25 protein-coding genes are annotated in these 26,095 nt (G+C 59.4%); 11 read left to right on the forward strand and 14 right to left on the reverse strand.

The window, feature by feature from the left end; translation table 11 throughout:
* Both ACN080_RS02300 and ACN080_RS02305 read right to left on the reverse strand, forming a co-directional pair.
* Nucleotides 1–1,755 (reverse strand): acetyl/propionyl/methylcrotonyl-CoA carboxylase subunit alpha, encoded by a 1,755-nt coding sequence (locus tag ACN080_RS02300; RefSeq protein WP_419112939.1) that lies wholly within the window; start codon nt 1,753–1,755, stop codon nt 1–3.
* A gap of 8 nt (nt 1,756–1,763) precedes the next feature.
* Nucleotides 1,764–3,527: a carboxyltransferase domain-containing protein gene (locus ACN080_RS02305; protein ID WP_419112940.1), complete on the reverse strand. Its 1,764-nt coding sequence runs from the start codon at nt 3,525–3,527 to the stop codon at nt 1,764–1,766.
* A 165-nt stretch (nt 3,528–3,692) separates the two neighbouring features.
* Here ACN080_RS02305 and ACN080_RS02310 point away from each other — a divergent pair, with 165 nt between their 5' ends.
* Nucleotides 3,693–4,646, forward strand: coding sequence for a DUF559 domain-containing protein (locus tag ACN080_RS02310; RefSeq protein ID WP_419112941.1), 954 nt, complete (start codon nt 3,693–3,695; stop codon nt 4,644–4,646).
* Between the two features lie 22 nt (nt 4,647–4,668).
* Here the strand turns inward: ACN080_RS02310 and ACN080_RS02315 are convergent, their stop codons facing one another.
* Nucleotides 4,669–5,430, reverse strand: coding sequence for a LamB/YcsF family protein (locus tag ACN080_RS02315; protein ID WP_419112942.1), 762 nt, complete (start codon nt 5,428–5,430; stop codon nt 4,669–4,671).
* 88 nt (nt 5,431–5,518) lie between these two features.
* On the opposite strand from ACN080_RS02315, the gene ACN080_RS02320 reads away from it, so the two are divergent.
* The 4 genes from ACN080_RS02320 to ACN080_RS02335 all read left to right on the forward strand — a co-directional run bounded on the left by ACN080_RS02320 (nt 5,519) and on the right by ACN080_RS02335 (nt 10,798).
* On the forward strand, nt 5,519–6,757 hold the full coding sequence (locus ACN080_RS02320) for an MFS transporter (protein ID WP_419100312.1): 1,239 nt from the start codon (nt 5,519–5,521) through the stop codon (nt 6,755–6,757).
* 462 nt (nt 6,758–7,219) lie between these two features.
* Nucleotides 7,220–8,656 (forward strand): efflux RND transporter periplasmic adaptor subunit, encoded by a 1,437-nt coding sequence (locus tag ACN080_RS02325; protein ID WP_419112943.1) that lies wholly within the window; start codon nt 7,220–7,222, stop codon nt 8,654–8,656.
* Nucleotides 8,657–8,660: 4 nt separating this feature from the next.
* Nucleotides 8,661–9,503: an ABC transporter ATP-binding protein gene (locus ACN080_RS02330; RefSeq protein ID WP_419111159.1), complete on the forward strand. Its 843-nt coding sequence runs from the start codon at nt 8,661–8,663 to the stop codon at nt 9,501–9,503.
* Nucleotides 9,500–10,798: an ABC transporter permease gene (locus tag ACN080_RS02335; protein WP_419112944.1), complete on the forward strand. Its 1,299-nt coding sequence runs from the start codon at nt 9,500–9,502 to the stop codon at nt 10,796–10,798. The genes ACN080_RS02330 and ACN080_RS02335 overlap by 4 nt, the downstream gene beginning before the upstream one ends.
* A 92-nt stretch (nt 10,799–10,890) precedes the next feature.
* Here the strand turns inward: ACN080_RS02335 and ACN080_RS02340 are convergent, their stop codons facing one another.
* Nucleotides 10,891–12,540: a thiamine pyrophosphate-binding protein gene (locus ACN080_RS02340; RefSeq protein WP_419100305.1), complete on the reverse strand. Its 1,650-nt coding sequence runs from the start codon at nt 12,538–12,540 to the stop codon at nt 10,891–10,893.
* Between the two features lie 177 nt (nt 12,541–12,717).
* On the opposite strand from ACN080_RS02340, the gene ACN080_RS02345 reads away from it, so the two are divergent.
* Nucleotides 12,718–13,734 carry a hypothetical protein gene (locus ACN080_RS02345; protein ID WP_419111156.1) on the forward strand — a complete coding sequence of 339 codons (1,017 nt, stop codon included), beginning with the start codon at nt 12,718–12,720 and terminating at the stop codon, nt 13,732–13,734.
* Between the two features lie 98 nt (nt 13,735–13,832).
* On the opposite strand, the gene ACN080_RS02350 is transcribed toward ACN080_RS02345, so the two are convergent.
* Together ACN080_RS02350 and ACN080_RS02355 are read right to left on the reverse strand one after the other, a co-directional pair.
* Nucleotides 13,833–15,254: a sodium:solute symporter gene (locus ACN080_RS02350; protein ID WP_419112945.1), complete on the reverse strand. Its 1,422-nt coding sequence runs from the start codon at nt 15,252–15,254 to the stop codon at nt 13,833–13,835.
* Nucleotides 15,255–15,427: 173 nt separating this feature from the next.
* A complete protein-coding gene (locus ACN080_RS02355) occupies nt 15,428–15,961 on the reverse strand; it encodes an HXXEE domain-containing protein (RefSeq protein ID WP_419112946.1) in 534 nt (177 codons plus the stop codon).
* Between the two features lie 300 nt (nt 15,962–16,261).
* On the opposite strand from ACN080_RS02355, the gene speB reads away from it, so the two are divergent.
* The 3 genes from speB (at nt 16,262) to ACN080_RS02370 (ending at nt 19,265) form a co-directional block, all read left to right on the forward strand.
* Nucleotides 16,262–17,314, forward strand: coding sequence for an agmatinase (gene speB / locus ACN080_RS02360; RefSeq protein WP_419111153.1), 1,053 nt, complete (start codon nt 16,262–16,264; stop codon nt 17,312–17,314).
* Between the two features lie 12 nt (nt 17,315–17,326).
* The gene (locus ACN080_RS02365; RefSeq protein ID WP_419112947.1) at nt 17,327–18,595 is read left to right on the forward strand and encodes a PLP-dependent aminotransferase family protein; all 1,269 of its coding nucleotides are present in this window, start codon (nt 17,327–17,329) and stop codon (nt 18,593–18,595) included.
* A gap of 94 nt (nt 18,596–18,689) precedes the next feature.
* Nucleotides 18,690–19,265, forward strand: coding sequence for a hypothetical protein (locus ACN080_RS02370; RefSeq protein ID WP_419104956.1), 576 nt, complete (start codon nt 18,690–18,692; stop codon nt 19,263–19,265).
* A gap of 15 nt (nt 19,266–19,280) precedes the next feature.
* On the opposite strand, the gene ACN080_RS02375 is transcribed toward ACN080_RS02370, so the two are convergent.
* From ACN080_RS02375 to ACN080_RS02400, 6 genes are all read right to left on the reverse strand, one after another.
* Nucleotides 19,281–19,778, reverse strand: a complete 498-nt coding sequence (locus ACN080_RS02375) for a hypothetical protein (protein WP_419104955.1) — start codon at nt 19,776–19,778, stop codon at nt 19,281–19,283.
* Nucleotides 19,779–19,783: 5 nt separating this feature from the next.
* Entirely contained in the window at nt 19,784–21,010 is a 1,227-nt protein-coding gene (locus tag ACN080_RS02380; protein WP_419104954.1) for an MFS transporter, read from the reverse strand.
* A gap of 72 nt (nt 21,011–21,082) precedes the next feature.
* Nucleotides 21,083–21,274 (reverse strand): hypothetical protein, encoded by a 192-nt coding sequence (locus ACN080_RS02385; RefSeq protein WP_419104953.1) that lies wholly within the window; start codon nt 21,272–21,274, stop codon nt 21,083–21,085.
* A 223-nt stretch (nt 21,275–21,497) separates the two neighbouring features.
* On the reverse strand, nt 21,498–21,686 hold the full coding sequence (locus ACN080_RS02390) for a hypothetical protein (protein WP_419112365.1): 189 nt from the start codon (nt 21,684–21,686) through the stop codon (nt 21,498–21,500).
* 24 nt (nt 21,687–21,710) lie between these two features.
* Nucleotides 21,711–21,932, reverse strand: a complete 222-nt coding sequence (locus ACN080_RS02395) for a hypothetical protein (protein ID WP_419104951.1) — start codon at nt 21,930–21,932, stop codon at nt 21,711–21,713.
* A gap of 47 nt (nt 21,933–21,979) precedes the next feature.
* The gene (locus ACN080_RS02400) at nt 21,980–22,186 is read right to left on the reverse strand and encodes a hypothetical protein (protein ID WP_419112366.1); all 207 of its coding nucleotides are present in this window, start codon (nt 22,184–22,186) and stop codon (nt 21,980–21,982) included.
* 282 nt (nt 22,187–22,468) lie between these two features.
* On the opposite strand from ACN080_RS02400, the gene ACN080_RS02405 reads away from it, so the two are divergent.
* Together ACN080_RS02405 and ACN080_RS02410 are read left to right on the forward strand one after the other, a co-directional pair.
* Entirely contained in the window at nt 22,469–23,239 is a 771-nt protein-coding gene (locus ACN080_RS02405; RefSeq protein ID WP_419100294.1) for a glycerophosphodiester phosphodiesterase family protein, read from the forward strand.
* 112 nt (nt 23,240–23,351) lie between these two features.
* Nucleotides 23,352–24,845, forward strand: a complete 1,494-nt coding sequence (locus tag ACN080_RS02410; RefSeq protein WP_419100293.1) for a DUF1846 domain-containing protein — start codon at nt 23,352–23,354, stop codon at nt 24,843–24,845.
* Nucleotides 24,846–24,934: 89 nt separating this feature from the next.
* Here ACN080_RS02410 and ACN080_RS02415 read toward each other — a convergent pair whose 3' ends face one another.
* Nucleotides 24,935–25,318: a cupin domain-containing protein gene (locus tag ACN080_RS02415; protein ID WP_419100292.1), complete on the reverse strand. Its 384-nt coding sequence runs from the start codon at nt 25,316–25,318 to the stop codon at nt 24,935–24,937.
* A gap of 106 nt (nt 25,319–25,424) precedes the next feature.
* On the reverse strand, nt 25,425–26,042 hold the full coding sequence (locus ACN080_RS02420; protein WP_419100291.1) for a lytic transglycosylase domain-containing protein: 618 nt from the start codon (nt 26,040–26,042) through the stop codon (nt 25,425–25,427).
* Between the last annotated feature and the right edge of the window lie 53 nt (nt 26,043–26,095).

Here is a 26,095-nt window from a genome sequence, read left to right on the forward strand (position 1 = left end):
CTAGTCAAAACGGATGAGAGCAGAACCCGCGCTGACACGCTCACCAGGCTCAGCCAGTAGCTCAGCCACGGTTCCCGCAGACTCCGCCAGCACCGGAACCTCGGTTTTCATGGCCTCCAGCAGAGCTACCTGGGTGCCTGCCCCCACACGGTCTCCTAGCTGCACGGTAAAGCGCAAAAGCGACCCGCTCATAGGTGCAAGAACCTGACCGGGCCCTTCTACCTCGGCTGTACCTGCCGGTGCCCCTGCGCTCCCCAGGGACGCAAAAACAGAATCGGGGAGGCCCACCCGGTGCGGAGTACCGTCGATCTCCAGGGTAAAACGGGTGACCCCGCTCCCCGGGAAGGTCCTAGCACCCACCGGCAGCAGGGGCTGGTGGTAGGCTACATCTGGCTCACCGCTACCCTCTGCCAGGAAGACGTCCTCAATCCAGGTGGTGTAGACCCCGAATTCGCCGCCCTCGGCGGTAAAAGCCGGCGCTTCTAAGACCTGCCGATCAAAGGGGAGCACGGTAGCCACCCCAGAAATCTCAAGCTGACGCAGGGCAAACCGCGCCCGCCGTAGCGCCTGCTCGCGGGTAGCACCAGAAACAATGAGCTTAGCCAGCATAGAATCAAAATCCCCGCTGACTACAGAACCCGGGCGCACACCGGCGTCCCAGCGGATACCGGGGCCAGAGGGCAAGCTGATGGACTCGATTCTGCCAGCGGCAGGTAGAAACCCCCGGGCCGGGTCCTCCGCGTTGATACGGAATTCAAAAGCATGCCCGTGTGCTACAGGGGTTTGGGTCATGGGCAGAGGCTCCCCGGCGGCCACCGACAGTTGGAGAGCCACCAGGTCTAGGCCGGTGACCTCCTCGGTCACGGGGTGCTCCACTTGAATACGGGTATTGACCTCAAGGAAGGAAATAGTGCCGTCCTGGGCCACCATAAACTCAGCTGTACCCACACCCACATAGCCCGCCGCCCGGAAGATATCGGCAGAAGCCCGCTCAATAGCGGCCCGCTGGTCATCGGTCAGGAAGGGGGCCGGGGCCTCCTCAATAAGTTTCTGGTTGCGCCGCTGTAGGGAACAATCGCGGGTGCCCACTACCAGGACGTTGCCCTGGAAGTCAGCAACCACCTGCGCCTCAAGGTGGCGGGGCCTCTCCAAAAAGCGCTCAATAAAGCACTCCCCATTGCCAAAAGCGGCCTGGGCTTCGCGTGTTGCAGAGGTGAAAGCCTCTTCAACCTCATCCAGGTGCCGCACGATACGCATACCGCGCCCGCCGCCACCGTGCGCCGCCTTAATGATGGAAGGCAGGCCGTTCTCCTGCGCAAAGGCACGGGCTTCTGCCGCGCTGGCTACTGGCCCGTCTGACCCCGGAGCCAAAGGCGCACCCACCGATAGCGCCAGCTCACGGGCCTTGACCTTATCGCCCAGAGCTTCAATAGTCTCGGGGGCCGGGCCAATCCAGGTGAGGCCAGCGTCAATGACCGCACGGGCAAAATCAGCGTTCTCAGCCAAGAAACCGTAGCCGGGGTGAACATCGGTGGCCCCAGAAATACGGGCAATCTCTAGAACCTTATGCATATCCAGATAGGTTTCAGCCGGTGTCGACCCCTCTAGGGCGTAGGCCTCATCAGCCAAAGCCGTGTGCAGAGCTTCGGCATCGGAATCTGCGTAGATAGCCACAGAAGCGATCCCCTGCTGCGCGCAGGTGCCAATGATACGGACGGCAATCTCGCCGCGGTTAGCAATCAAAACTTTACGCATTGTAGAACTCACTTCTGTGGGGTCAGATGGTCAAAGGGAACGAGGCAGAATTGGAGTTTAGTGCCGGGAGGGGCCTGGGCTATCAGGCGCAGGTCATCGGGATGAACCGTTGCAATCACCGGGTAGCCGCCAGTAACCGGGTGATCGGCCAGGAAGATAACAGGCTCCCCGCTGGGGGGAACCTGCATAGCTCCCGCCACCATGCCCTCACTCGGTAACTCCTTGTCGCTGAGACGGGCCAGGACCTCGGTGGGTTCTGGCCTTTCACCGCCACCCTCAGGCTCGGATAGCACCAGGCGGGCACCGATACGGTCGCTGGATTGCGAAATCTCCCAGATTGCCTCTGTGAAACGGGTCAGCGATTCCGGGGTGAACCAGTCCTGGCGGGGCCCCGGCACCGCACGAATCGTTAATATCTGCTCGCCGGGTAGAGGGAGCGGGGGAACGGGGTTGCCCACTAGTGCTGAACTTTCTGCTGCTAGGGCCAGTAGGTCACCGGGGGCTAGGGGCTCCGGGCCCAGGCCAGCCAGGGTATCGCGGGAAGAACTTGTCGCCTGCTGGGGCGCCGCAAAACCCCCACGCACAGCCAGGTAGGTGCGCAGGCCGCGTTCGGTAGCCCCTAGAGTCAGAGTTTGCCCCGGTTTGAGGGCAAAGGGGCGGTAGGAGGTGACAGCTAGCGGTTCCTCCTGGGTAGGGCTTTCTGCATCTACCGGGTTATCTTCGCTGATCCGCGCAGGAAGCTGCGCTCCGGTAAGGGCAAGAACCACATCGCGGTGGGCCGTAAGGGCCAGCCCACCGGCAAGATTCTCCAGGACGGTTGCCTGCAACTGGTTACCTACCAGCCGGTTAGCTTCTGCAGCGGCGGCGCGGTCCACCGGCCCTGATGGGGAAACACCCCAGTGGCTCAGGTCGCTGCGGCCGGCATCCTGAAAAAGGGTAAGCATACCGGGGGAGCGCACCTTCAATCCCGCAGCCAGCTCGCTAAGTGCAGGCTTACCCGGGTGCTCTTCTGCTGGGGACCTACCGGCTACCGTAATCAGTTCCCGGACCGCCTCAAACTGGACCTGCATACCCGGCTCCAAAAGCGCCGGAGGGTTCTGCGCTAAGTCCCATAGGGGCGCATTAGTGTGCCCGATTAACTGCCAGCCACCCGGCGAAGAGCGCGGGTAGATACCCGAAAAATCACCGGCTAACCCCACCGAACCCGCCGGGACGCAGGTGCGCGGTCTGGCACGGCGGGGAACATCCAGCACCTTATCGTTCCGGTGTAAGTAGAAGAAGCCGGGAGCAAAACCCGCGAAGGCCACCGACCAGCGGCCCGTGGTGTGGGTGTAGATAAGAGCCTGCTCGCTCATACCCAGGTGGGCGGCAAGATCGGACAGGTCCTGGCCGTCATAGATCACGGGAATGGTGACCGTGCGACCGTGGGCGCGCACATGACCGATTACCGGCGGCAGGTCGGGAGCGGCCAGAAAGGCGGCGGTGTAGTCGTAAGTGCTAAAGCGAACTAGGACGGTGCGGGCGGCCGGAATCAGCTCAGTTTGGCCTGCGGCGGGGTACCTGCTGAGGTGCAGGTGCAGGTACAGGGCATTTTCGAGGGTGCGGCAGTCCACCAGGGCTGCGAGGGCGCCAAAGGGCTTGACCGTGTAGATGTCTGCGCCGTCGTGTGGGCGGTGAATCATGGGCACCCCTTTACGTCCGTTCATCAAAACCGTAGATTGTTCAACAATTCTGGCAGGTGTGGCGGTGCCCACGCAAGGCCAGCTACCCATGCGGTACCTAATACGGAGTGAACGCGGCGCAAACCTTCCAAATGCCGTTCAAAGAACACGCAGATGAAGGTTTGCGCCGCACAAGCTACTGCACCAGGGCAGACTTATCCACAGTTTCCTCCAGACCCCTTGTCAAGGCACATCTTCTGAACAATTTTGGGTCCTATGAAAGACCTCTTTACCACCATCAAAACATCGGCTGAGCTACGGCATCAAGGCGTAAGCTCCGCCGCAATTACACGAAAAAGTAAAAACGGCGAGCTCATCAAAATATGCTTCAACGCCTATGTTGAAGCCAACCAATGGAAAACATGGGATGCCACTCGCCGTTGCTTGGCCCGTCATGTGGGTTTTCTCAAAACTCATCGAGGATATGTGCTGAGCCATGTTTCAGCGGCACTTTGGTGGCGGGCACCTACCCTAGATCTGCCCCTAAAAGTTTGGGTAAGCCACCCTCACCCGTCAGCCAAGGTTGCAGGGAATGTGCATTTGAGCCGTAACCGTTTGCAGGTATGTGAGCAAGCTGTTTTCCGGTCAGGTGCTTTTGTCACAACCCCTCTGCAAACAGCTCTGGACTGTGCGCGGGTGCTCCCGTGCCCCGATGCTCTGTGCATCATTGATGATCTGCTTCACCGCGATCTTGTGCAGGAAGGGGAACTATCTCAAGCTCTGAAAACTTTGGAGGGGAGGGGTGCTCTGAGAGCTCGAGAGATCGCTAAATATATGAGCGCGAAAGCCGAATCACCTGCGGAGTCCTTAGCCCGTTACTGGATTCTGCTCTGGGGTTTTACTGCCCCTGTAGAGCAGGTTCAGCTCTGGGTTAAGGGGAATGTATATAGACCGGATTTTCTGTGGGAGGATACCAGGGTGATTCTGGAGGTAGATGGAATGGTCAAATACTCAGGAACCTATGGGAGCCCCGTTGAGGTCATTCAGAAAGAGCGCCGTCGTCAGCATCATTTGGAGCTGCTGGGGTATACGGTTATCCGAGCCCAGTGGGAGGATGTTGCCCGTAACCCCGAGAACCTGCGGGCAAAGCTACTGCCAGTCCGGTGTGCGCTGATGGCTTGTGAACGCGGCGTAAACCTTCCAAATGCCGTTCAAAGAACACGCAGATGAAGGTTTGCGCCGCACTTGAGGTTTAGACGAAGGCCGCGATACGGACCCCGGCCCCTTCCAGGGCGGCCCGTACCTGCTGGGCAATAGCCACAGCCCCAGGGGTGTCCCCGTGGACGCAGATGCTGGCGGCATCCAGGGTCACGCGTGAGCCGTCCACAGCGATCACCTCACCGTCAACGGCCATACGGACCACCCGCTCAGCAACCACCTCGGGGTCATGGATGACCGCACCCGGTTCCCTCCGGGACACCAGGGTGCCCTCTGACGTGTAGCCCCGGTCGGCAAAAGCCTCATAGAAGACAGGTAGGCCCAAGGCGCGGGCGGCGCTCGCTACCGCAGAACCGGGCAGACAGAGGATAGGCAGGTCTCCCAGCTCGTGCAGGGCAGTGGCAACCGCCTGCGCTTGTGCTGTGTGGTGAACGATGGCGTTATAGAGACCCCCGTGCGGCTTGCAGTAGCTCACCTGTGCGCCCTCCACCTGCGCGATAGCTTGGAGCGCCCCCACCTGGTAGATGACGGCATCGGTGAGTTCGGTGGCGGTCATATCCATAAACCGGCGGCCAAAGCCAGCCAGGTCGGGGTAGGAAACGTGAGCCCCAACGGTTACCCCCTTCTGGTGGGCGGCTCGGACGGTGGAGCGGGCTACGCTGGGGTCGCCCGCGTGGAAACCGCAGGCGATATTGGCAGAGGAGACGGTCTGCATCATTGCAGTGTCATCGCCCATGACCCAGGAGCCAAAAGACTCCCCGCAGTCAGAATTGAGGTCAATGGAAAGAGCAGTCATACTCCTAGCCTACCGGGCACACAAGCTACCTCTTTTATCACCGGGGCGTAGGGGCTAGAATTGCTCTGGTCTCTACCAAGGAGTGCACATGAAACAGACTGCCGACCCCCGCCGGGTCACCCTTTACACCTGGATCATCTCGGTCGGTGGTTTCCTCTTCGGATATGACACCGGCATTATCAACGGTGCCCTGCCCTTCCTCCAGCAGGATTTCACGCTGTCCCCGGCGGCTGAAGGGTTGGCTACCTCCGCCTTGACGCTGGGCGCGGCGTTTGGTGCACTGACTGCGGGCCAGCTGATTGACCGGTTCGGCCGCCGCCGCATTTTGCTGGTGCTGGCGGTTGTTTTTGCGGCTGGTTCCTTGGGGCTGACATCTGCCCCCAACCTGGCGGTGTTCATCGCTTTCCGTGTATTGGTAGGCTTGGCTGTCGGTGCGGCCTCAGCGGTGGTTCCTATCTACCTGGCAGAGATTTCCCCCGTTAACCGGCGCGGGGCTATCGTTACCCGCAACCAGTTCATGATTGTTTTCGGCCAGCTTGCTGCCTACGTTATGAACGCCGTACTGGGTAATCTCTTTGCCCAGAACGTCATGATTTGGCGGGTCATGTTCGCTATCTCCGTGGTCCCTGCCCTAGTGCTTTTCCTGGGTATGCTCCTAGTTCCCGAGTCGCCCGGCTATAGGAAGTCTACGGCTACCGCCCGGGGAGTACTTGGCCAGCTCTGGCAAGAACCGGCCCTGCGTACCACCCTGCTTCTGGCCTGCGCTATCGGTATCGTCCAGCAGGCAACCGGCGTGAACGCCCTGATGTACTACGGCACCCAGGTACTCCGCGAAGCCGGGTTCTCTACCGATGCCGCCCTGACCGCCAACATCTCTAACGGTGTTCTTTCTGTCATTGGTGCGGCGGTGGGGCTCTGGTTCGTGGGCCGCTTCCCCCGCCGCCTCGTCCTCACCCTGGGTCTGGCAGGCACCACGGTGTCTCTGATGCTGCTGGCCTTGACCTCTCAGTTCCTTGATGCCTCCGCCCGCCCCTGGGCTACCCTGCTGATCTCGATTATTTTCCTTGTTTTCCAGCAGGGGGCGGTGTCCCCTGTAACCTGGGTGCTCATGAGCGAACTCTTCCCGGGCCGAGTGCGCGGTGCCGGTATGGGTGTTGCCACCTTTGTCTCCTGGATGGCGAACTTCTGCGTCTCCCTCTTCTTCCCCCAGATGGTTGCCGCCCTGGGGCTGGGGGCAACTTTTGCGGTCTTTGCGGTCATCGGTGTGGGGCTGATTGCCTTTACCCGCCGCGCTGTGCCCGAAACCGCCGGAAGAACTATGGACTAGCGACCGCTCCAAAACCCACAGCCTACCTACAGGCATGGCAGGGTTAGGGCATAGACTGCTGGGCCGTACTGGTACTAAGAGTAGTTGTCGGGCGGAGATAAGCGAAGAACTCCAGATGTGTGTACCTATTGCCTTAGAAAAATGTGTTTCATTCTGCAAAGGGCGCTAGCCGTGAGGGGGCAAGGAGTGCGTGTTGAGGGCGGACCGGAAAGAGCCCCCCTTTTCTATGCCCTCAGCCGGAGCTCGGTGGGCGTCTCACGTCATAAATCATTCTGCGGGATGATTTATGGGTTTCTGAGTATCCACTCGGTGTTTTCTGGGTAGGTCGAATCTACACTAAAAGATAGATACACCACATTTACCCCCGCTCAGAAGGGTCAGACGATGGACACTCCTACCCTGCCAATGGATCAGCCTCCCGCCCCTCCGGTTCCCGCCCACCGGCCACGCAAGAAAAAGAAGATGTCTACTCTCACCAAGGTCCTCATCGCTATCGCAGCCGGTGTCGTAGCCCTCATCCTGGTTGGGGTTCTCGTCTTCAGCAGTCTTTTCGGTGCTAGCTCGACAGCCTCCGGCGGAGCCATCCCCGCCACCGACTACATGATTCTGAGCAAAGAAGGGGTCAGCAACAAAGTTCGTGTGGAGGGCACAATCCAGCCCGGTGAAATCCGTAGCGTCACCACCCACCTGACCTCACCCATCAGCGCCGTCAACGTGGCTGTGGGCGACCGGGTTGAGATGGGCCAGACCCTAGCCACCATTGATACCTCGACTCTGCAAGGGGAACTAGACACCCAGCGCGTTCAGCTTGAAGGAGCGGTCACCACCGCCCAGACGGCGCTTAAGGCAGCACAAACCGCCTACGACCAGCACAACCAGGGCATCAACAACGGTACCAACCCAGAAATCCTTGCTGCACTCGCCGCCCAGCGCACTGCGGCTGAGCAGCTCACCCAGGCTAATAACAGCCTGGCGACTGCTCGGACTCTACGCGACCAAGCAGCTGCCGAAGGTGCTGACCTGACCGCTCTAAACGCCGATCTCGCAGCCGCCGAGTCAGCCCAGCGCTTGGCCGCTGGCGCAAAGTCCGATGCGGATTCCGGTGTTAGCACTGCCCGTAACGCCGCCTCAACCCAGCTTGCAACCCTCGAAGCGGAACTGGGTAACGCCCGGACCTCCCTAACCAGCGCCGAAAGGGCCCGCGACCAGGCACTTACCTCCCTGCAAGAGGACATTGATGGCGCAACCATCACCTCGCCCATTAACGGTGTAGTCATGACCGTTGCTAAGCCCGGTGCCCCCGCAACCGGCCCCGTAGTCACTATCGGTGACGATTCAAAACTGACCATTACCTCAAGTGTGCGCGAATCTGACCTCCCCAAGGTCAAAGAAGGCAACAAGGTCACCTTCACTGCAGGCTCAAGTGGCACCAAAGAATACACCGGAACTGTTACCTCGGTAGCCTCTATTGCGGACTCAGCCCAGCAGGCCGGTAGCGAAGCCGCAGGCACTGCCGTAAGCGGTGTGGGTACCGGCAGTAGCCCCACCTTCACCGTCACTATCGAGGTCACCGGCGACCGCGAGGGCCTCTACCTGGGCTCCAGCGTCAAGGCCAACATCATTACCGCCGAGGAAACTGATTCTCTGGCTGTACCCGTAGACGCCGTGTACACCAATGACCTGGGGGCCAAGAGTGTCGTGGTAGCTGTACCCCAGGACGGCGGGAACTACGTCCTTGAAGAACGCACTGTAGAAACCGGCCTTGCCAACGACATCGATATTGCTATCACCGGCGGTGAGCTGGCCGAAGGGGATATGGTTCTGACCTACGGTGAGAACTACCGCTACCGTGTGGGCGAGACAGTGACTTTGGACGCCGGCGTGAGCTACGGCTGGTAAAACCATGAGCCAGCAACTAGTACAGCCTCCAGAAACCCTGCTGGATATGCGGGGCATCGTCAAAACCTTTAACCTGGGCACCCCCAGCGAAATCACCGTTCTACCTGGCATTGACTTTCACGTCAATCGTGGGGAGTTCGTATCGGTTGTGGGGCAGTCCGGTTCCGGTAAAACCACCCTCATGAACATCATTGGTCTGCTGGACCGGGCCACCTACGGCTACTACACCTTTGATGGCGAGAACATCCCCAACCTGAGCGATGATGAACTGGCTTTCTACAGGAGCCAGAATATCGGGTTCATCTTCCAGAGCTTCAACCTGATTGGGCGCATCTCGGCGCTCAAGAACGTTGAGATGCCTATGATGTACGCGGGCATGAATGCTCGTGACCGCAGGGAACGAGCCGCCTACCTGCTGGAGCAGATGGGCATAGCTGACCGGATGGAGAACAGCCCAGCGGCCCTCTCCGGCGGCCAGAAACAGCGTGTAGCCATTGCCCGTGCCCTGGCCAATGACCCGCCCCTGCTCCTGGCCGATGAGCCTACCGGTGCTCTCGATAGCCAGACCGGGCGCATGGTCATGGACCTCTTTCATCAGCTCAACAAAGAGCAGGGTAAGACCATCGTTTTTATTACCCACAACCCCGAGCTGGCCGCAGAAACTGACCGCATTGTCACCATGGTTGATGGCCGTATCGTCGCCGGTAAAGAGGCCGCCGCCCCTTATATGAGCGCCAATGGACTTACAGACCCTACCGGTCTTCTATCGGCTCCGGTGGCTAGCGCAGCGGTAGTTCCGCCCGCACCGGGCGGCACTGAGCCCACCCCCGAGGAGGTCCAGCCGTGAACATCAAAGAGTCAATCAGCCTAGCGCTGGGTAGCCTGCGCAACAATAAAATGCGCTCTTTCTTGACCCTTTTGGGCATCATCATGGGTATCGCCTCAGTGATTGCGATTCTGACCCTGGGTCACTCCCTGCAAACCCAGGCTAACCAAGCTGTTGTGAGTTCGGGAGCCAATGACCTCAATATCCAGGTGAAAGAACGGCCCCGTGAGGACGAAGGCCAAACTTCTGCAAACATATCTAGCCCCTATGGAATGATGGGTAGCTCAGGCCAAATGCCCACCGGGGACTCCCTTATCAGCATTGATGACATTAACACCCTCAAAGAGGTTATGGGTGATAATATCGCCGGTATTCCCCTGGGGAACTCAGCCTCCTATGGTGCTGAGCTTACCTATGAGGGCCAGACCAACTCGGAGAGTCTCATAAATTTCGTCAATATGGACTACTTGGAGCTTAACCCCAAGAACCTGGTGGCCGGCCGGGCTATCACCCAAACCGATATTGATAACAAGCGACCGGTCATCATGATTTCTACCGACCAGCTGTCACTTCTGGGAGGCGACCCTGTTCAGGCGGTGGGGCAAGAAGTAGAGGTTAGCTCGGGTGGCTCCAGCACCATCTATGCTGTTGTTGTAGGTGTTTACCAACCTGATAATACTGGCGGTCTTTTGGGCATGTCGGTGCCAGGCGCGGTCTTGATGCCTTACACCTTTGAGGGTCAGTTCAGCAGCATGAATGCAGATGGCTGGTCCTACCTGAGTGTACGCCCTGCGGAGGGTAAAGACCTGGCCCAGGTCAAGGCTCTGCTTCAGGCGCACCTCACCAATATGTATCGTTCCGATGAGCAGTTCATGGCTGAAATTATGGATTACTCAGCGGCCACACAGTCCTTCAACGATGTGCTGGCCGGTATTAGTGCGGCTATCTCGGCTATTGCCGGTATCTCACTGCTGGTCGGTGGTATCGGTGTCATGAACATTATGCTGGTGACCGTGACCGAACGTACCCGCGAAATTGGCATCCGTAAGGCCCTGGGCGCTACCCGGGGAGCTATCCGTCTGCAGTTCGTGGTGGAAGCCATGATTGTCTGCCTGGTCGGTGGCATCTTGGGCGTAGTGGTCGGCGGCGGGCTCGGTATGCTGGGCTCAAATATGCTGGGGACCTTTGTGTTCCCGCCGCTGAGCGCTGTCACCCTGTCCCTGGGGTTCTCGCTAGCTATCGGCCTCTTCTTTGGCTACTACCCGGCCAATAAGGCGGCTAAGCTGGACCCCATTGACGCCTTGAGATACGAATAGATCCCTAGCCGCAGTGTAAAGCACCCCCTGCTCTCTTCCGCATACTTGCCAAAGAGAACAGGGGGTGCTTTTGTGCGCTGAGAGTATCTGCCTTAGCGCAGGGTTTCACCGATCTTAAGGTGAACCACCGAGGGGCCGCGTGTTTCCAGGGCCTTCTGAACAGTCTCCGTAAGGGTGTCCATGGTGGCGGTGAAACCTGTGGCACCGAAGCCCTCAGCCAGCTTGACCCAATCAGGCTGAACCAGGTCTACCGCAACCGGCGCGATGCCACGGTCGCGTTCGTTCTGGCGAATCTCACCGTAGCCACCGTTCTCTACACAAATGATGGGCAGATCCAACTGCTGCTCAACAGCGGTCATGAGCTCCTGAATAGCGAACATGAGCGCACCGTCACCGAGCAGACAGACCACCGGACGCTCGGGCGCTGCCACCTTAGCGCCAATGGCAGCAGGCAGGCCGTAGCCCAGGGTGGCGTAGGTTGCCATGTAGAGCAGGGAATTAGGCCGGGGTGCCCGGTAGAAGGTGGTGGTGCCCATGTAGGTTACCTGTGAGGAGTCACCGGCAATGATGGTGTCCTGGGGCAGAATCTCCATGATGCGCTCGTTAAGCTCTGCCAGCTCGGGGGCGATAGCGCGCCCCTCGTTATCCAGGGCATCGAAGATGCCCTGGAGATTGCGCTCTTGGCGGGAACCGGGGGTGACACCCTGCTCCGCCAGAGCTTCAAGGAGCTGGGGGATAACAGCCCGAGAGTTCCCGGGTAGCTCAAGGTCCGGGGTGATGTTGGTGAGCATCTGGTCGCGGGTAATATCAATGCGGATGACCGGGCCTGCGGGGCGGATATCGCCGTCCCAGAGCTCAGCTTCACCGATCTTAGAGCCAATAATAAGCATGGCATCGGCTTCCCGGCAGAAAGCGTGAGCGGCGCTCAGGCGCAGGTCAGCGCCCAAGGAAAGACGGTGCTTCTCGGGGATAGCGCCTTTACCATTGACGGAAGTAATAACCGGTGCTTCGAGAAGTTCAGCCAGGGTAAGCAGGTCATCAGCGGCAGAGATAGAACCGCCACCGGCCACAATCAGCGGCGCTTTAGCTTCTGCCAGAATACGGGCGGCTTCGCGCACATCATCGACCGGTGCAGGCTGAGGCTTGCCCAGGGGGCGGGCCTGCAGAATTGCGGGGTCAAGCTCAACTTCGCTTTCGAGGACATCCAGGGGCACCTCAATGTGAATGGGGCGCGGGCGGTTGTGGGTGAAGGAGCGGAAAGCGTTGTGGATAATATCCACTGCTTCCTCTGCCGAGTTTACGCGGCGGGAGAACTCCACAATGGAGTTGACGGCACCGGTAGGGTTTTTAGTCTCGTGCAGGGCGCCGATATCGCGGAACTCCTGGCCTACCGGGCGGCCGGGGGAGAGGATAATCATGGGGCGGGACTCTGCGTAGGCGGTTGCGGCTCCCGAGAGGGAGTTCAAGAGACCGGGGCCGGAGGTTGTAATGACAACGCCGGGCAGGTTGCGGGTCTGTGACCAGCCATCGGCACCGTAGGAGGCACCCTGCTCGTGGCGGGTGGTGACCGGGTGGATGCCGAGTTCTTCGAGATGGCGGTAGAACTCTAAGTTGTGGGTGCCGGGAATACCAAAGACGGTATCGACGCCGTAGTTACGCAGGGTTGCCAGGATGGCGTAGCCAGCGTTGCGGCGCGGCTCGGTTACTTCGGTGCTACGGTCAGGCAGGGAGGGGTGGGTCATGGGTACCTTTCAGCTTGAAATATTCTTTTAACGTCCGCTCTAGCATACGGGTTTTTAAGGTCTCGGGGCGGGAGGCTGACCTGTGAAATGTTATGCACAGCACAGTATTCTTATGAGGTTCTGTGGGGTGAGTCAGGCAGGTGGGCGGCAGAGAGGGATAAAATATTAAGTAGACTTATGAAAATGGTCAAACAGGTCCCCCTCCCCCAAGATAGCCAGGATGCCATGCCCCTCTCCACCCCACGTCGTCTCAGGATACTCACCCTTACCACCTGCACGCTCTTAGCCGCGGCCGCCTGCGGTGGTCCTGGGCAAGGAACAGAAAATCCCTCAACCCCTCAGGGCCCGGCGCCTTCCACCCAGAAAGCCCAGCAAACATCACCAAGACCGCAGGCCCAACCCCAGGAAGTCATAGGCGGTGGCCAAGAAATCTTTGCTCACCGCTATGTTGCCCTTTACGGCAACCCCAGCGGCCCCTCTCTGGGGGCATTGGGGGAGCAAAGCCCAGAAGAGTCGGTTACAAGAGTCAAAGATTTAGCTAGCCAATACCAGGGGTACAGCCAGGAGAAAGTTATCCCGGCCTTTGAGATCATTGCTACCGTCGCCAGCTCAGCACCGGGTGTGGACGGCGATTATTCAGACGAAGCCAGCCTGGAGAGCCTGCGCCCCCTCGTAGACCTGGCCGCCAAGGAGGGGATCTACGTCATTCTTGATTTCCAGCCCGGGTATAGCAGTTTTACAGAGCAGGTCAAAGACTATGAAGAACTGCTCAAAGAACCTCACGTGGGCATTGGTATAGATGCTGAATGGAGAATCTACCCCGGCCAGGTGCACCTGCAACAGATCGGGAGCGTAGATGCCAGCGAAATCAATGAGACCCTGGACTATCTAGCTGAGCTGACCCAGCAAAATCACCTGCCCCAAAAAATGGTGGTTCTGCACCAGTTCACCCTGTCCATGATCGCTCATAGATCCCAGCTTGAGAGCAAGCACCCTGAGCTGGCCCTGACCCTCCACGCCGATGGGCACGGTAGCCCCGAACTTAAAGAGGCAACCTATCAGCAGCTACTAGCCGGTCTGAACCCCGAGATTAAGCCCTCCTGGAAAAACTTCTATGACGAAGATACCCCCATGCTAAGCCCGGCAGAAACCTACGCCCTGGAACCTAAACCCTTTGTGGTGACCTACCAGTAAGAAAGCAAGAGCCCGGCCTATGCCTTCCCCAGGCCTAAGATGGCCATGTGAGAAGGTAAGCCGGGCTAGCTAGGGTTCGGGGCAGTTCGCCCAGGACCTTAGGATTTTAGCCGCTCCTGCCAGGTCTTGATGACAGCAGGATCTGTGGGCTTGGTGGCCATCGAGGCCACCACATAGACCACCAGGGACACCGCGATACCGTAGTAGATAGGTTCGTTAGCCAGTACCCCAAAGATCGGCATGCAACCTAGGGTCACCAGGGAGCCAACCGCCATGGACAGGGCTGCAGCTACCCCCGTACCCCGCTTCCAGAGCAGGCCACCCAGGATAGCTACCATGAGCCCTCCAACCAAGATGTCGTAGGCAATGGTCAGGGAGGTGACCGTATCGGTCAGGGCAATAGCAAGAGCGGTGGTGATGACACCCAGGATGAGCAGGTAGATACGGTCAGCCTTGAGGGCTGTATCGCTTTCGGGGTCCTCTTCCTGCATGGCAGGCTTACCGGTGAGGAAGGGGATGACATCGACCCGAGCTACGGTAGCTGCTGCAATCAGAGCGCCGGATGCGGTGGACATCATGGCAGCAACACCTGCCGCCAGGACAATACCGCCGATACCTGCGGGCAGGAAGTTCTGGGCAACGGTGGCAAAAGCGTCGTCCTTGCTCTCAAGCCCAGGAGCCAGGGCGGCGGCAGCCATACCGATGACAGCGCCAGCAATACCGTAGAGGGCAATGTAGATACCGGCACCGGCCCCACCCCAGCGGGCTACCTGCGGTGAGCGAGCGGAAAAAACTCGCTGCCAGATGTCCTGGCCCACCAGGATGCCCAAAGTGTAAATCACGAACATGGTGATAATGGTGTCCATACCCATGGCCCCGGGGGCAAAGAAGCTGGAGTCCAGGCGTTCCGTCAGGCCCTGCCAGCCACCGGCCTTGTTCAGGGAGAAGGGGAGCATGAGCAAGAAAATACCCACGGTCATGATGGCGAACTGCATCATGTCGGTCAGGGTAATGGACCACATACCGCCTAAGAGGGAGTAGCCGATGACGACCAGGGAGCCCAATAGGATAGCGCTGGTACGGTCCATATCTAAGAGGACCCTGAAGACGGTGGCGTAGGCTGCAGTGGAGGTCACGGCAATCATGACGGTGTAGGCCAGCATGACGATGGAGGAAACCTGGGTAGCCCGCACACCGTAGCGCAGGGAGAGCATCTGGGAGACGGTGTAGATTTTCAGGCGGGCAATGATGGGTGCAAAGATGAGGGACAGTAAGAGTACACCGACCGCGATAGCCACAACCAGCCACATGCCTGAAATGCCGAACTTGTAGCCCAGGCCCACGCCGCCCACAGTGGATGCGCCGCCCAGGACAACGGCGCACATGGTGCCGGTGTAGAGTGCGGGGCCCAGCCTGCGGCCTGCTACTCGGAAGTCTTCGGCGTTCTTGGCTTTTCGTTTGCCGATGTAGCCAAAGAGGATCAGTGCTGCCAAATACAGCAGAATAATGGCCAGGTTCATGCGTGTTCCTTTGTGTTGAGGCCGTGTGTGCTTGACCAGTGGGGTCGTTGATGTGGCTAAGCCCTCACGGTGGTGAGTTGCAGGCCACAGTTTATTGTAGCCGTCTCTTGAAAAAACATGCACATTGACCCCGGCCCGTACTTTGGGGAGGGGCGGTATGGGATACCTTTTACCTACTTTGAATAGGCCTGGGGCGAAAGGGCTATTGGTAAGAGCGGGCGGACTCTTTTGCCCGCTGCAAGAGCCACAAAAATCAAGGGAAGAGTTGCTGCGTTAGACCCGATGTAGATGCCCCAGCGGGTGCGGGTAGGAAGCCCCGCCCCTGCCTTGGTGATCAAGCGACCCGCTATGCCCGCCATGAGGGGTGCGGTCATCAGCCCACCGTTATAGCGGCGCTGGATAAGGCTCCGGCAGATATGGCTCATCGCGTTACCCACCAGAGCAGATGGGGGGCCTAGCACGAGAACCTGCTGAAGTTTACCGTGGGGCAGACAGGCCCCTGCTACCAGTGCAAGAGCAGATGCTCCGGTGAGAAGGGCCGTAGCTAGGGCAAAATCCTGCTGGCTTGACCAGGGACCGCACTCTCTAATGCGGTGGGGGAGAGCTTCGATATCTTGGTAGAAGTGCGCTACTTCCTCGCAATTATGGGCGGCAAAGACCCCAAGCAGTGAAGCTATAAGCGCTGTCTTGCGTGGTTGCATGGTCATAACCTCTCGGGGGATCTGCTTGCGCTGAACTGCTTCCTGCGTAAGCGTCTTACCTAGCTTTCATTTTTGCAGACCTTCGGTGCAAAAAGATACGGCCCCCCTTGTGCCAGGGAGCAGTGCTTCAAAGCCGTCGTGTATTAGGTTTGCCCCCACCTGTATATGTATGAGCGCCGGTATAAATAATCAGGGCAAACAGCTCAAAAGGCCCCCGCAAACGGGTTATAGTTGAGTGAAATCTCGTGTCAGCGCTCACAGGAGCCTGCTTGACCCCCTCTTCCGTTGCCCCAAGGAGCCCTCACCATGGCAGAAGCCTTTTTCTCGTCCAAACCCAACCGCGTCATCGCCACCGGCGCTGACGGCGTAGAACGCCTTGGCCCCGTCAACGCCGCAGAAGTACCCCGCTGGGCCGGAACTGCCACCTTCGCCCGCCTACCCCGCCTGGACGAGGTAGAAAAAGCAGATATCGTAGTCGCCGGTATGCCCTGGGACTCCGGTGTCTCCTACCGGCCCGGCGCACGCTTTGGCTCCAACCACGTGCGCGAATCCTCCCGCCTGCTCCGCCCCTTCAACCCCGCCGCCAACATCTCCCCCTTCAAAGAAGCCCAGGTAGCAGATGCCGGGGACATCATCGGCAACCCTTTCAACATTGAAGAAGCCCTCGAAATGTTCGAGGCCGGTGCCCACGAACTCACCAAGGACGGCGCGCAGCTCGTGACCATCGGCGGTGACCACACCATCGCCCTGGCCAACCTGCGCAACCTGCACAAGAAACACGGCAAAATCGCCCTGCTCCACTTTGACGCCCACCTGGACACCTGGGACACCTACTTCGGGGCCGAATACACCCACGGCACCCCCTTCCGCCGCGCCTTTGAAGAAGAACTACTGGACACCGACGCCCTCTGCCACGTAGGTACTCGCGGCCCCCTCTACGGCACCGAAGACCTAGAAGACGACGCCCGCTTCGGCTTTGGCATCGTCACCAGCGCCGACGTCTACTACCTGGGCGTTGAGAGAGTCGTCCAACTGCTCCGTGAGCGCATTGGCGACCGACCCCTCTACGTCTCCATCGACATTGACGTGCTCGACCCCGCCCACGCCCCCGGCACCGGCACCCCCGAAGCGGGCGGCATCACCTCCCGCGAACTCCTGGAAATCCTGCGCGGTCTGCGCGGGCTCAACCTGGTCGGATCTGAGGTTGTTGAAGTAGCCCCTCCCTACGACCACGCCGAACTGACCGGTATCGCCGCCGCCCACGTGGTCTACGAACTCATCAGCCTGCACGCAATCGGTGCCACCGACCAGCCCGCCTCACCGGCAGCTGGCCTTGCTGGCACTACCTACAACGGCTAGAAAGGCAGACCCGTGAGTAAAATAGCTAACCTGCTGGCAGAAGCGACCCCCGCTGAAGCCCGCATCATGCACCACTTTGCCGACCGTGCCGCCGGTTTCCGCCCCTCGGCAGTGCGCGATGTTTTTGAGGTCGCCATGCGCCCCGGCATCATCTCCCTGGCCGGTGGAAACCCCGACCTGGACCTGCTGCCGCTGGAACAGCTCGGTGCTATGAGCGCCCGCATCATTCAAGAAGAGGGCCTAGAAGTTCTGCAGTACGGCTCCGGCGCGGGCCTGGAAGAACTGGCTGAGCTGGTCTGCCAGTTCATGGAATCTGAAGGTGCCCGCCCATCCGTGGACGATATTCAGATGACCGCAGGCTCCCAGATGGGACTGGACCTGGCCACCAAACTTTTCGTCAACCCCGGGGATGTCATTCTGGCAGAAGGCCCCACCTACACCGGTGCCCTGGGCGTTTTTGAGGGCTACCAGGCTGATGTGCGCCAGGTCGCACTCGACCAGGACGGCCTGGACCCCGCCGCTGTCGCCCAAGCCATTGCTGACATCCGCGCTGAGGGTAAAGAGGTCAAGTTCCTCTACACCATCCCCAACTTCCAGAACCCCACCGGCATCACCCTCTCGGATGAGCGCCGTCAAGAGCTGGTGCGTATTTGCCGCGAAGCTGACGTACTGATTGTGGAAGATAACCCCTACGGCCAGCTCTCCTTTGACGGGGTGCGCCGCCGCTCCCTCTACTCCCTGGACCCCGAGAACGTGCTCTACCTGGGCTCCTTCTCTAAGGTCTTCTCGCCCGGTGTGCGCGTGGGCTGGATGGTCGCGCCCTTCCGCGTCCGCAAGTTCTTGCAGATTGCCGGTGAAGCCGTCACCATCTGCCCATCGGTGCTCTCTCAGCGCCTGGTGCTGGGCTTCATGAGTGAGGGCCTGTGGGAGTCCCACACCCGCCGCACCGCCGCCCTCTACCAGGCCCGTTGCCAGGCTGTGTTGGATGCCTGCCAGAAGTACATGCCCGCAGGGACCACCTGGACAGTGCCTGAGGGAGGCTTCTTCACCTGGCTAACCCTGCCCCAAGGGTGCAAGTACGCCGATGCCACCGACGCCCTAGCCCCGGCCATTGAAGCCGGTGTGGTCTTTATCCCCGGCTCAGCCTTCTACGAGCCGGTAGAGATTGACGGGAAACTGGTCAACCCCGGCGCTAACCAGCTCCGCATCGCCTTCTCCGCTATCGAACCAGAAGCACTGACCGAAGGCGTCAAGAGGCTGGCTGAGGTGCTTGCCGGGTAATCCCCGCCGAGGGTAATAGGTGCGGGGCGCAGGGTGAGGCTTGCGCCCCGCACCTTTATATTCGTAGCAGATCGCAGGAGAAGAGGTGAAGCCTATGTTAGAGAAAGCCAGCAAAGCCGCTACCGAAATCTTCTCGCCCTTTGTGCTCTCCGGGCTGTTGCTGGCCATCATTGCGATCGCCACAGACCCCACCTGGGTCGTACCTGTGGCGCTCTCACTCCTCTTTATCGTGGCTATCCCCCTGGCCCTTTCCCTCTGGATGCACCGCACCGGCAGGGTAGGGGACCGCTTCATCCAAGACCGGGCACAGCGCACCCCCTTCTACGCGGGCACCCTGCTCTCTTTCACCGCCGGGGCGCTGGCCCTGAACTTCGTGGATACCAGTAGCCAGGTGCCCCTGGCCCTCAACCTGTCGGTGGCTATGTTGCTGGTCGTTGCCCTGGTCAACCTCAAAATTAAGGCCAGTATGCACGCACTGGTGGCCGCCCTCTTCGCCCTGGTCTTCCCGCTCTACATACCCCTGCCCACCCTGGGTTACCTGGTGGGTGCAGGAGTGTGGGCTAGCACCGTCTACTCCCGCTACTACCTGCGCAAACACACCGTCCCTGAGCTGGCCCTGGGCACGCTCTTTGGGGTCGCGCTCGCGGCTGTCTTCCTGGGGCTGAGGTAGGACTTTATAGGGTTTCTACACGCTCGTGTGGCCGCTGTCTTTTCTGGCCTGCTCCAGGGTCTGCACGAGGTCTAGGGCCTGCGCTTGATCCTTCATGACAACCTCATAGGCGCTACCGTCCTTCACGGTGAGACTCACACGGAACTTTCCGCCCATATTGACCCGGTATCCCTGCGCGGTCTTGACAACAGGCCAGTTAATAGCCCCGGAATTGAGCCCAGAATCTTCTTCCGTCTGGACGGCCACGATATCCGAGTAGGCTATGTCCCTGCGCCACAGGGGTGCCCTGATTTCCAGGGCGGAGCCGAGGTGCACCTGCACCTTAAAGAGCGAAAGGTAGGCCGCATCCAGGAGTACTAGCACAAAGATAGAGGACAACAGGGCGGGCAAAATGTTCCCCGTCCTGTCCGTCAGAAATAAGGGAAGTCCAAGAGATAGTACAAGGACAAGAGATACAAGACCTAAGGAGGCTATAACCATGGTGCCCGGACGGGCAAGGTACTTTTTACCCATGTCACTCAACTTTCGGTAGTCCCGGGGGTGCTAGTGTCCTCATCAAGGTAGCGGTGAGCGATTGGTAGCCACAGGAGCGCCATGAGCGCCAGCACAAGCGCAAGCGCGGCAACAGTACCGCCCGGGCTGGCTCCGGCACCCCACCCAATCAGCGGGTTCACAGCTATACCCACCAGGCTACCAAGAGTGCTAGCAACATTGAGTACCGTGGCTCGACGGTGCGCCGGGATAACCTTATTAGCCACAGCCCGTGTGATGGGGCCTCGCGCGTGCATACCAAGAACCACCAGCACAAACCCCGCAATCACAGCAGCAGGGTGCGGGACAACCATCAAACCGAACCCTGCAACCCCGTAGCCCATAGCCAAGAGCAGACTGTTCCTGCGGCCCAAACGATCAACCACCGAACTGGCATAGTGGTTGTAGAGAGCGGCCAGCAACTGTGCCGAACCGCCGATGATTCCCCAGGTGGCGACCGGTACCTGCGCAGCCTGGAACAGTGGCTGGTTGAGTGTAAAAACAGCGTTAAAAATGACGAAGGCCGCGCTGGAAGCAACCGCCGTATAGAGCAGAACAGGGTTGGTCAAAAGCAAGCCGGCACCACCTCTAAGGCTTGCCCAAGTGTTCTCAGGCTCCGGGCCATTAGCCTTTGTAGGTTGCTGGCCGGGCAGGAAAGCAACAGCCACAGCGGCACCAAACGCAAAGACAGCACTGACGGTAGCCGGTAGCCAAAGGCTATGCGCCGCCATCAAACCGCCGGCAACAGACCCAACCACCCCGGCCCCCAGTTCTAAGGAACTCAAATGACCCCATACACCTACCGAAATATCGTCGGCGGTCTCACCCAGCGAGTCATAAATATAGGCGTCCTGCACACCGGTGAGCATGGCAATGCCCAGCCCACTGAATACGAAGGATAAGGCAAAAGCGCCTAGGGAGTGCCCAGCGGCAAAAAGTATCTCGGCCACCGCGTTGAACACAAAACCGGTCAGGATGACCCAACGCCGATCTACCCGGTCTGCCACCAGGCCAGAAGGCACCTCGGCTACGAGAATACTGGCCAGTAGGATGCTTTCCAGCAGGAAAATATCCTCTAGGGACAGCCCCCTGGATGTCAGGAACAGGGCGCTGACCGGGACGTAGAAGGAAAATCCCGCTGCGACAGTTGCTAGGGCAATAGGTAGCAGGGAACGGTCTTTCCACACGCGGGAGGCAGCGGTGGGAGCACCCATGAGGACCTCCATATCCGTGGGCAACGCAAACTTCAAAGAGCGGGGGAGCCCAGAGCTCCCGTAGCTTACCTGCTAGGTGTCCTGCCGGTTCCGGTAAGCAATGAAAGCTAGAGCAACAAGAGAGGCAAGGCAGGCAACATACAGGACAACAGACTTGTAGCTTTGGTCAACAAAAGCAAGAACGACAAAGATTATTGCCAGGAGGGTAATAAGAACCCAGGCAACAATACTATTGCTGATCTTGGCCCGATTCTTTTCATTCATACCTAGCATGTTATCGGGTAGCGCTATTGGGGGAGTAAAAAATTACCTCCGGATTGTTGAAACAGAAACGCCGGAGGTCACCCCAAAAGAGCCTCACGGGGAAGGTAACGGCCCGATTTACTCCGGTATGGCAGTCGGTGCAGTTCTGGGTCTGATGGCCTATGTGAAGGGCTGGCTCTAGGTAGCGGCAGGTAAAGGGAGGGCGGGAGCTACCGCTAACATTTTATGAGTCCCGGTTTCTTGCTTTGCTTGATAGCCTGCCAACGGCATACACAACTGCGGTTCCGGCAGCCGTCATGAGAATCCCAAAAATGATGTGCCCGTGGCCGGGGTCGCGGATAATCATCTGGAGTGAAAAGCCTGCCAAAATGAAGGCAGTCCAGAGAACGTAGAACATATACGGTTTGCGCATACCTACATCCTTTCATGCGGTGTTTTAAGGAGTCCGCTCCGACCTCTGCGCGTGCTTCCGAAGAGAGGGAGCAAAGACGACCCCCAGCCCCATCGCAGAGATGACCGAGACGGGGGTAAAAATAGCGACCGGGTCACTGGCTATGGCAGAAATAAGCAGCCACTCAACCGCCAGTAGTGCAATCACTGCGGCCGCAAGAAAAGCTGAGTAAGTAAACATGTGGCCCATATCCAGTTTCTGATGCATGAGGCCAACCTTTCGTAAGAGGGGAAGACACCTGGGGTTCTGGGAGCTTACAGCTCCGGAGCCTGGTGTGATGATGGGGCGACCAAGGCCACCGCCAGGGTCGTGGCAAAAGCCAGGCCAAATGAGGCTACAGCGAGGAAAGAGCCAAGGCTCGGGTCGGCATCCGGCCGGTTCAGCAAGCTGAACCCTGCAGATATGCCAGCCAGTGAGAGGACCCAGGCAACCGCTAGAACACGCGATACTTTTGATCTCATACCTACAGTATGGCGTGACTTGGGTCTCGTTTGTGGCATGTTGATGCCGTGGCGAAGCTCTGATCTGCGGACCCGGTGCTTAGTGTGCGGCGCAAACCTTCATGCGCGTGTGCTTTGAACACGCTGGTGAAGGTTCTCACCGCATTCAGTTTGTGGTGGGTGGGGGGGGGAAGGCTAAGCCCGTAAGGAGACGTAGATGAGCTATGTGGGTATGGGTAGGCCGGCAAGGGGTGGCTCCGGCACTGAACTGCTACCCACCGTTCACCCGCGCTTTGCCCGCACGTGAGCGTCCCCACCGCCGCCCTGCCCCATAATGGTGCTATGCGTATCTTTGCCCACCGGGGAGCCTCCGGAACCCGCCCCGAAAACACCCTCACCGCTTTCACCGCCGCCGCTGACGCCGGTGCCACCTGGGTTGAAACCGACGTAGACCTAGCCGCCTGCGGCACCCCCGTCCTCCTGCACGACACCGACCTAGACCGCACCAGCAACCTGACCGGCTCCCTCTACACCTACACCGCCGCCCAGCTTGCCACCGCAGACGCCGGCTCCTGGTTCTGCCCCGATTACGCCGGTGAGCCTGTACCCACCCTGGACCAGCTCGTCACCCTGGCTAACGAGCGCGGGCTGAGCCTCAACATCGAACTTAAATCCAACGAACAGGGGGCAGAACGCTCCCACCTGCTCATTGACCGGGTCATTGCTGAGCTAGCTCAGCTCAGCCCAGAGCGGCAGGTTATCGTGTCCTCCTTCAATCACCTGCTCTTAGCTGAGTTCAAACGCCGCGCCCCGCAGTACGCCGTGGGGGCACTCTTAACTGCCGAGACCTTCCAACCGGATTGGCTATCGGTCCTAGAGCTAATTGATGCTCAAGCCGCCCACCTGGAGGACCGGGGTCTGACCCGCGCAAGCGTGCGAGCCCTGCGCCAGGCCGGCTACGGGGTCAATGTGTGGACGGTCAATAGCGCCGCCCGCGCCAATGAGCTCAAAAACTGGGGTGCCACGGGCGTTTTCACCGACTACCCGGAGAGGCTTCTGCACCTGGAAAGCTAGGCCGGAACAGGCATGAGGTTAGCTTAGTCCCGACCCACCACGGGCTTAGAGTGCCTACTCTCACCGCGCCGTCCCTGCCCTGGGCGGTGCGGGCTTGCTAGGCTTGAATTCCATGGTGAACAAAATTGGTTTTGACCGTGAAAAATACATTGAGATGCAGTCCCGGCATATCCAGGAGCGCCGCGAGCACATCGGCGGCAAGCTCTACTTAGAAATGGGCGGCAAACTCTTTGACGATATGCACGCCTCCCGCGTCCTGCCGGGCTTCACCCCGGACAACAAAATTGCCATGCTGGAGCAGCTACGCGACGAGGTAGAAATCCTGATCTGCCTAAACGCCAAGGACCTGCAACGCAACAAGATTCGCGCCGACCTGGGCATTACCTACGAGGATGATGTTCTGCGTCTGGTCGATGTCTTCCGCGACCGTGGTTTTCTGGTTGAGCACGTTGTGCTGACCCAGATGGAGGACGATAACTCCCAGGCTCTTGCCTTCAAGCAGCGCCTAGAGCGACTGGGGTTGAGGGTGTCGCGCCACCGCGTCATTCCCGGTTACCCCACCAACACCGACCTGATTGTGTCCGAAGAGGGGCTGGGCCGTAACGAGTTCGCGGAAACCACCCGTGATCTGGTGGTTGTCACCGCACCCGGCCCTGGTTCTGGCAAGCTGGCTACCGCGCTCTCGCAGGTCTACCACGAGAACAGGCGTGGGGTTAAGGCGGGCTACGCCAAGTTTGAAACCTTCCCTATCTGGAACCTGCCCCTAGAACATCCGGTCAACCTGGCCTATGAGGCCGCCACTGTGGACCTTGATGACGCTAACGTCATTGACCACTTCCACCTGACCGCCTACGGCCAGTCCACGGTTAACTACAACCGTGACGTTGAGGCCTTCCCCCTGCTGAAGGTGCTCCTGGAAAAAATGACCGGCACCAGCCCCTACCAGTCACCCACCGACATGGGCGTGAATATGGCCGGTAACTGCATCACTGACGATGCCGCCTGCCGCTACGCTTCGGAGCAGGAGATTATCCGCCGCTACTTTAAGGCCCTGGTCGATGAGGCTCGCGGTGGCCTGGACTCCACCCAGTCGGATCGTGCCGCTGTGGTTATGGCTAAGGCCGGGCTTAAGCCTACCGATCGCCCGGTGGTAGAGCCTGCCCGTGCCCGCCAGGAGTCCACCGGCGCACCCGCCGCCGCCCTGGAACTGTCCGATGGCACCATCATCACCGGTAAGACCACCGATCTGCTGGGCTGTTCGGCTGTTGCCCTGCTGAACGCTCTTAAGCACCTGGCCGGGCTGGACGATAACAAGCACCTGCTGTCCAACGAGGCTTTAGAACCCATCCAGCGTCTCAAGACCCTGCACCTGGGTAGCCAGAACCCGCGCCTGCATACCGATGAGGTGCTGATTGCTCTCTCAACGTCAGCGGCCCATGATGAGGATGCCCGCGCCGCCCTAGAGCAGCTTAAGAACCTGCGTGGGGTGGATGTTCACACCACCACGATTCTTGGGTCTGTGGATGAGGGTATTTTCCGTTCCTTGGGCATGCTGGTGACCAGCGACCCTAAGTTTCAGAAGAAGTCGCTCTACCAGAAGCGCTAGATTCTGAGCGCTCATAGAGTGAGCTGGCCCCGCCCCTTATTCTGGCACCCGCACGGTGCAGAAGACCGGGCGGGGCCTTTGCTGTATAACTAACCCCGGTAAGTGGCGTCGTCCACGGGTTCACCCCAGGTGACGAACTCACCGGCCTGGTTGAAGGGGGTTACCGCAATGTGGGTCATGGGCCCTTCTGCGGTGGCCCCGTGCCAGTGGTTAACACCGGGTTCAAAGAAGAAGGCCTCGCCCGGGGTGAGGGTGCGGGGTTCTTGGCCCTCAAGCTGGTAGATGCAGCTTCCGGAGGTCACCACAATGAGCTGGCCAACATCGTGGGTGTGCCAGTTAGTGCGGGCCTCAGCTTCAAAGGTGACGGCTAGTGACTGGAGCTGGCTACTGGGGGCCAGCGGGTGCATGTAGGCTTTGCCGGTAAAAGCGCCTTCGGGTGCGGGCTTGCCCAGGGGGAAGAGGGAATCAGTCATGGGATCTCCTTACAGTAGGTTTAGCTCCATTATCCCGCGCTGACTTAGCCTAGGCACTCTATTTCATGCTCTGCTCAGTGTGTTCTGCAGGCAGGTGCGGCAGGTTTTAGCCAACCAGCCTGGCCTGTGTAAATTCAGGGGAGGGGGAGCAGGTCACTGCATATTTGGTGGCGGCCAGTTCATCAATTTTTGCCACATAGTTCTGGGTTTCAAAGTAGGGGGGAATACCCTCGTATTCTTCTACCGCGCCGGGGCCAGCGTTATAGCCAGCTAAGACGAGATCTTGCAGAGGAGTCTGGTCCTTAGCGTAAGGAGCTAGCCGCTCTGAAAGATAGGCCAGGTAGCGGCCCTGCGCGGCAATAGAATCTTCGGGGCTATCAATATCGCCCTTGCCCCAGATGTCCCAGGTGTCCTGGGTGAACTGGGCCAGGCCGTGCGCACCCGCGTGGGAACGCGCGGTCAGCCGCCAACCAGATTCGGTTTCGAGCTGGGCCGCTAAAACACCCGGTCGCAAACCGGCTACCTGAGCGGCCCCTTCAATATCATCACGAAGCTCAGTGGGGGCGTAGGTCAAATCGGTGCGCCCGCAGTAGTCCTCGTAGGTAGCAGAAAGCCCCACGACACCGACACCCATCAGCACCGCTGATGAAAGAATGTGCCAGTGCGCAAGCAACCCCGCGCCGATGCGCAGGGCGATTTTGGGCTTGGTGCGTTCAGTAGTCATTAGTAACAGCCTACTTGAAAACCGACCCTGAGAGCGGGCCAAAAGCCCCCTGA

Origin of the sequence: Rothia sp. CCM 9416, assembly GCF_048513535.1 — a bacterium.
Lineage (GTDB): Bacteria > Actinomycetota > Actinomycetes > Actinomycetales > Micrococcaceae > Rothia.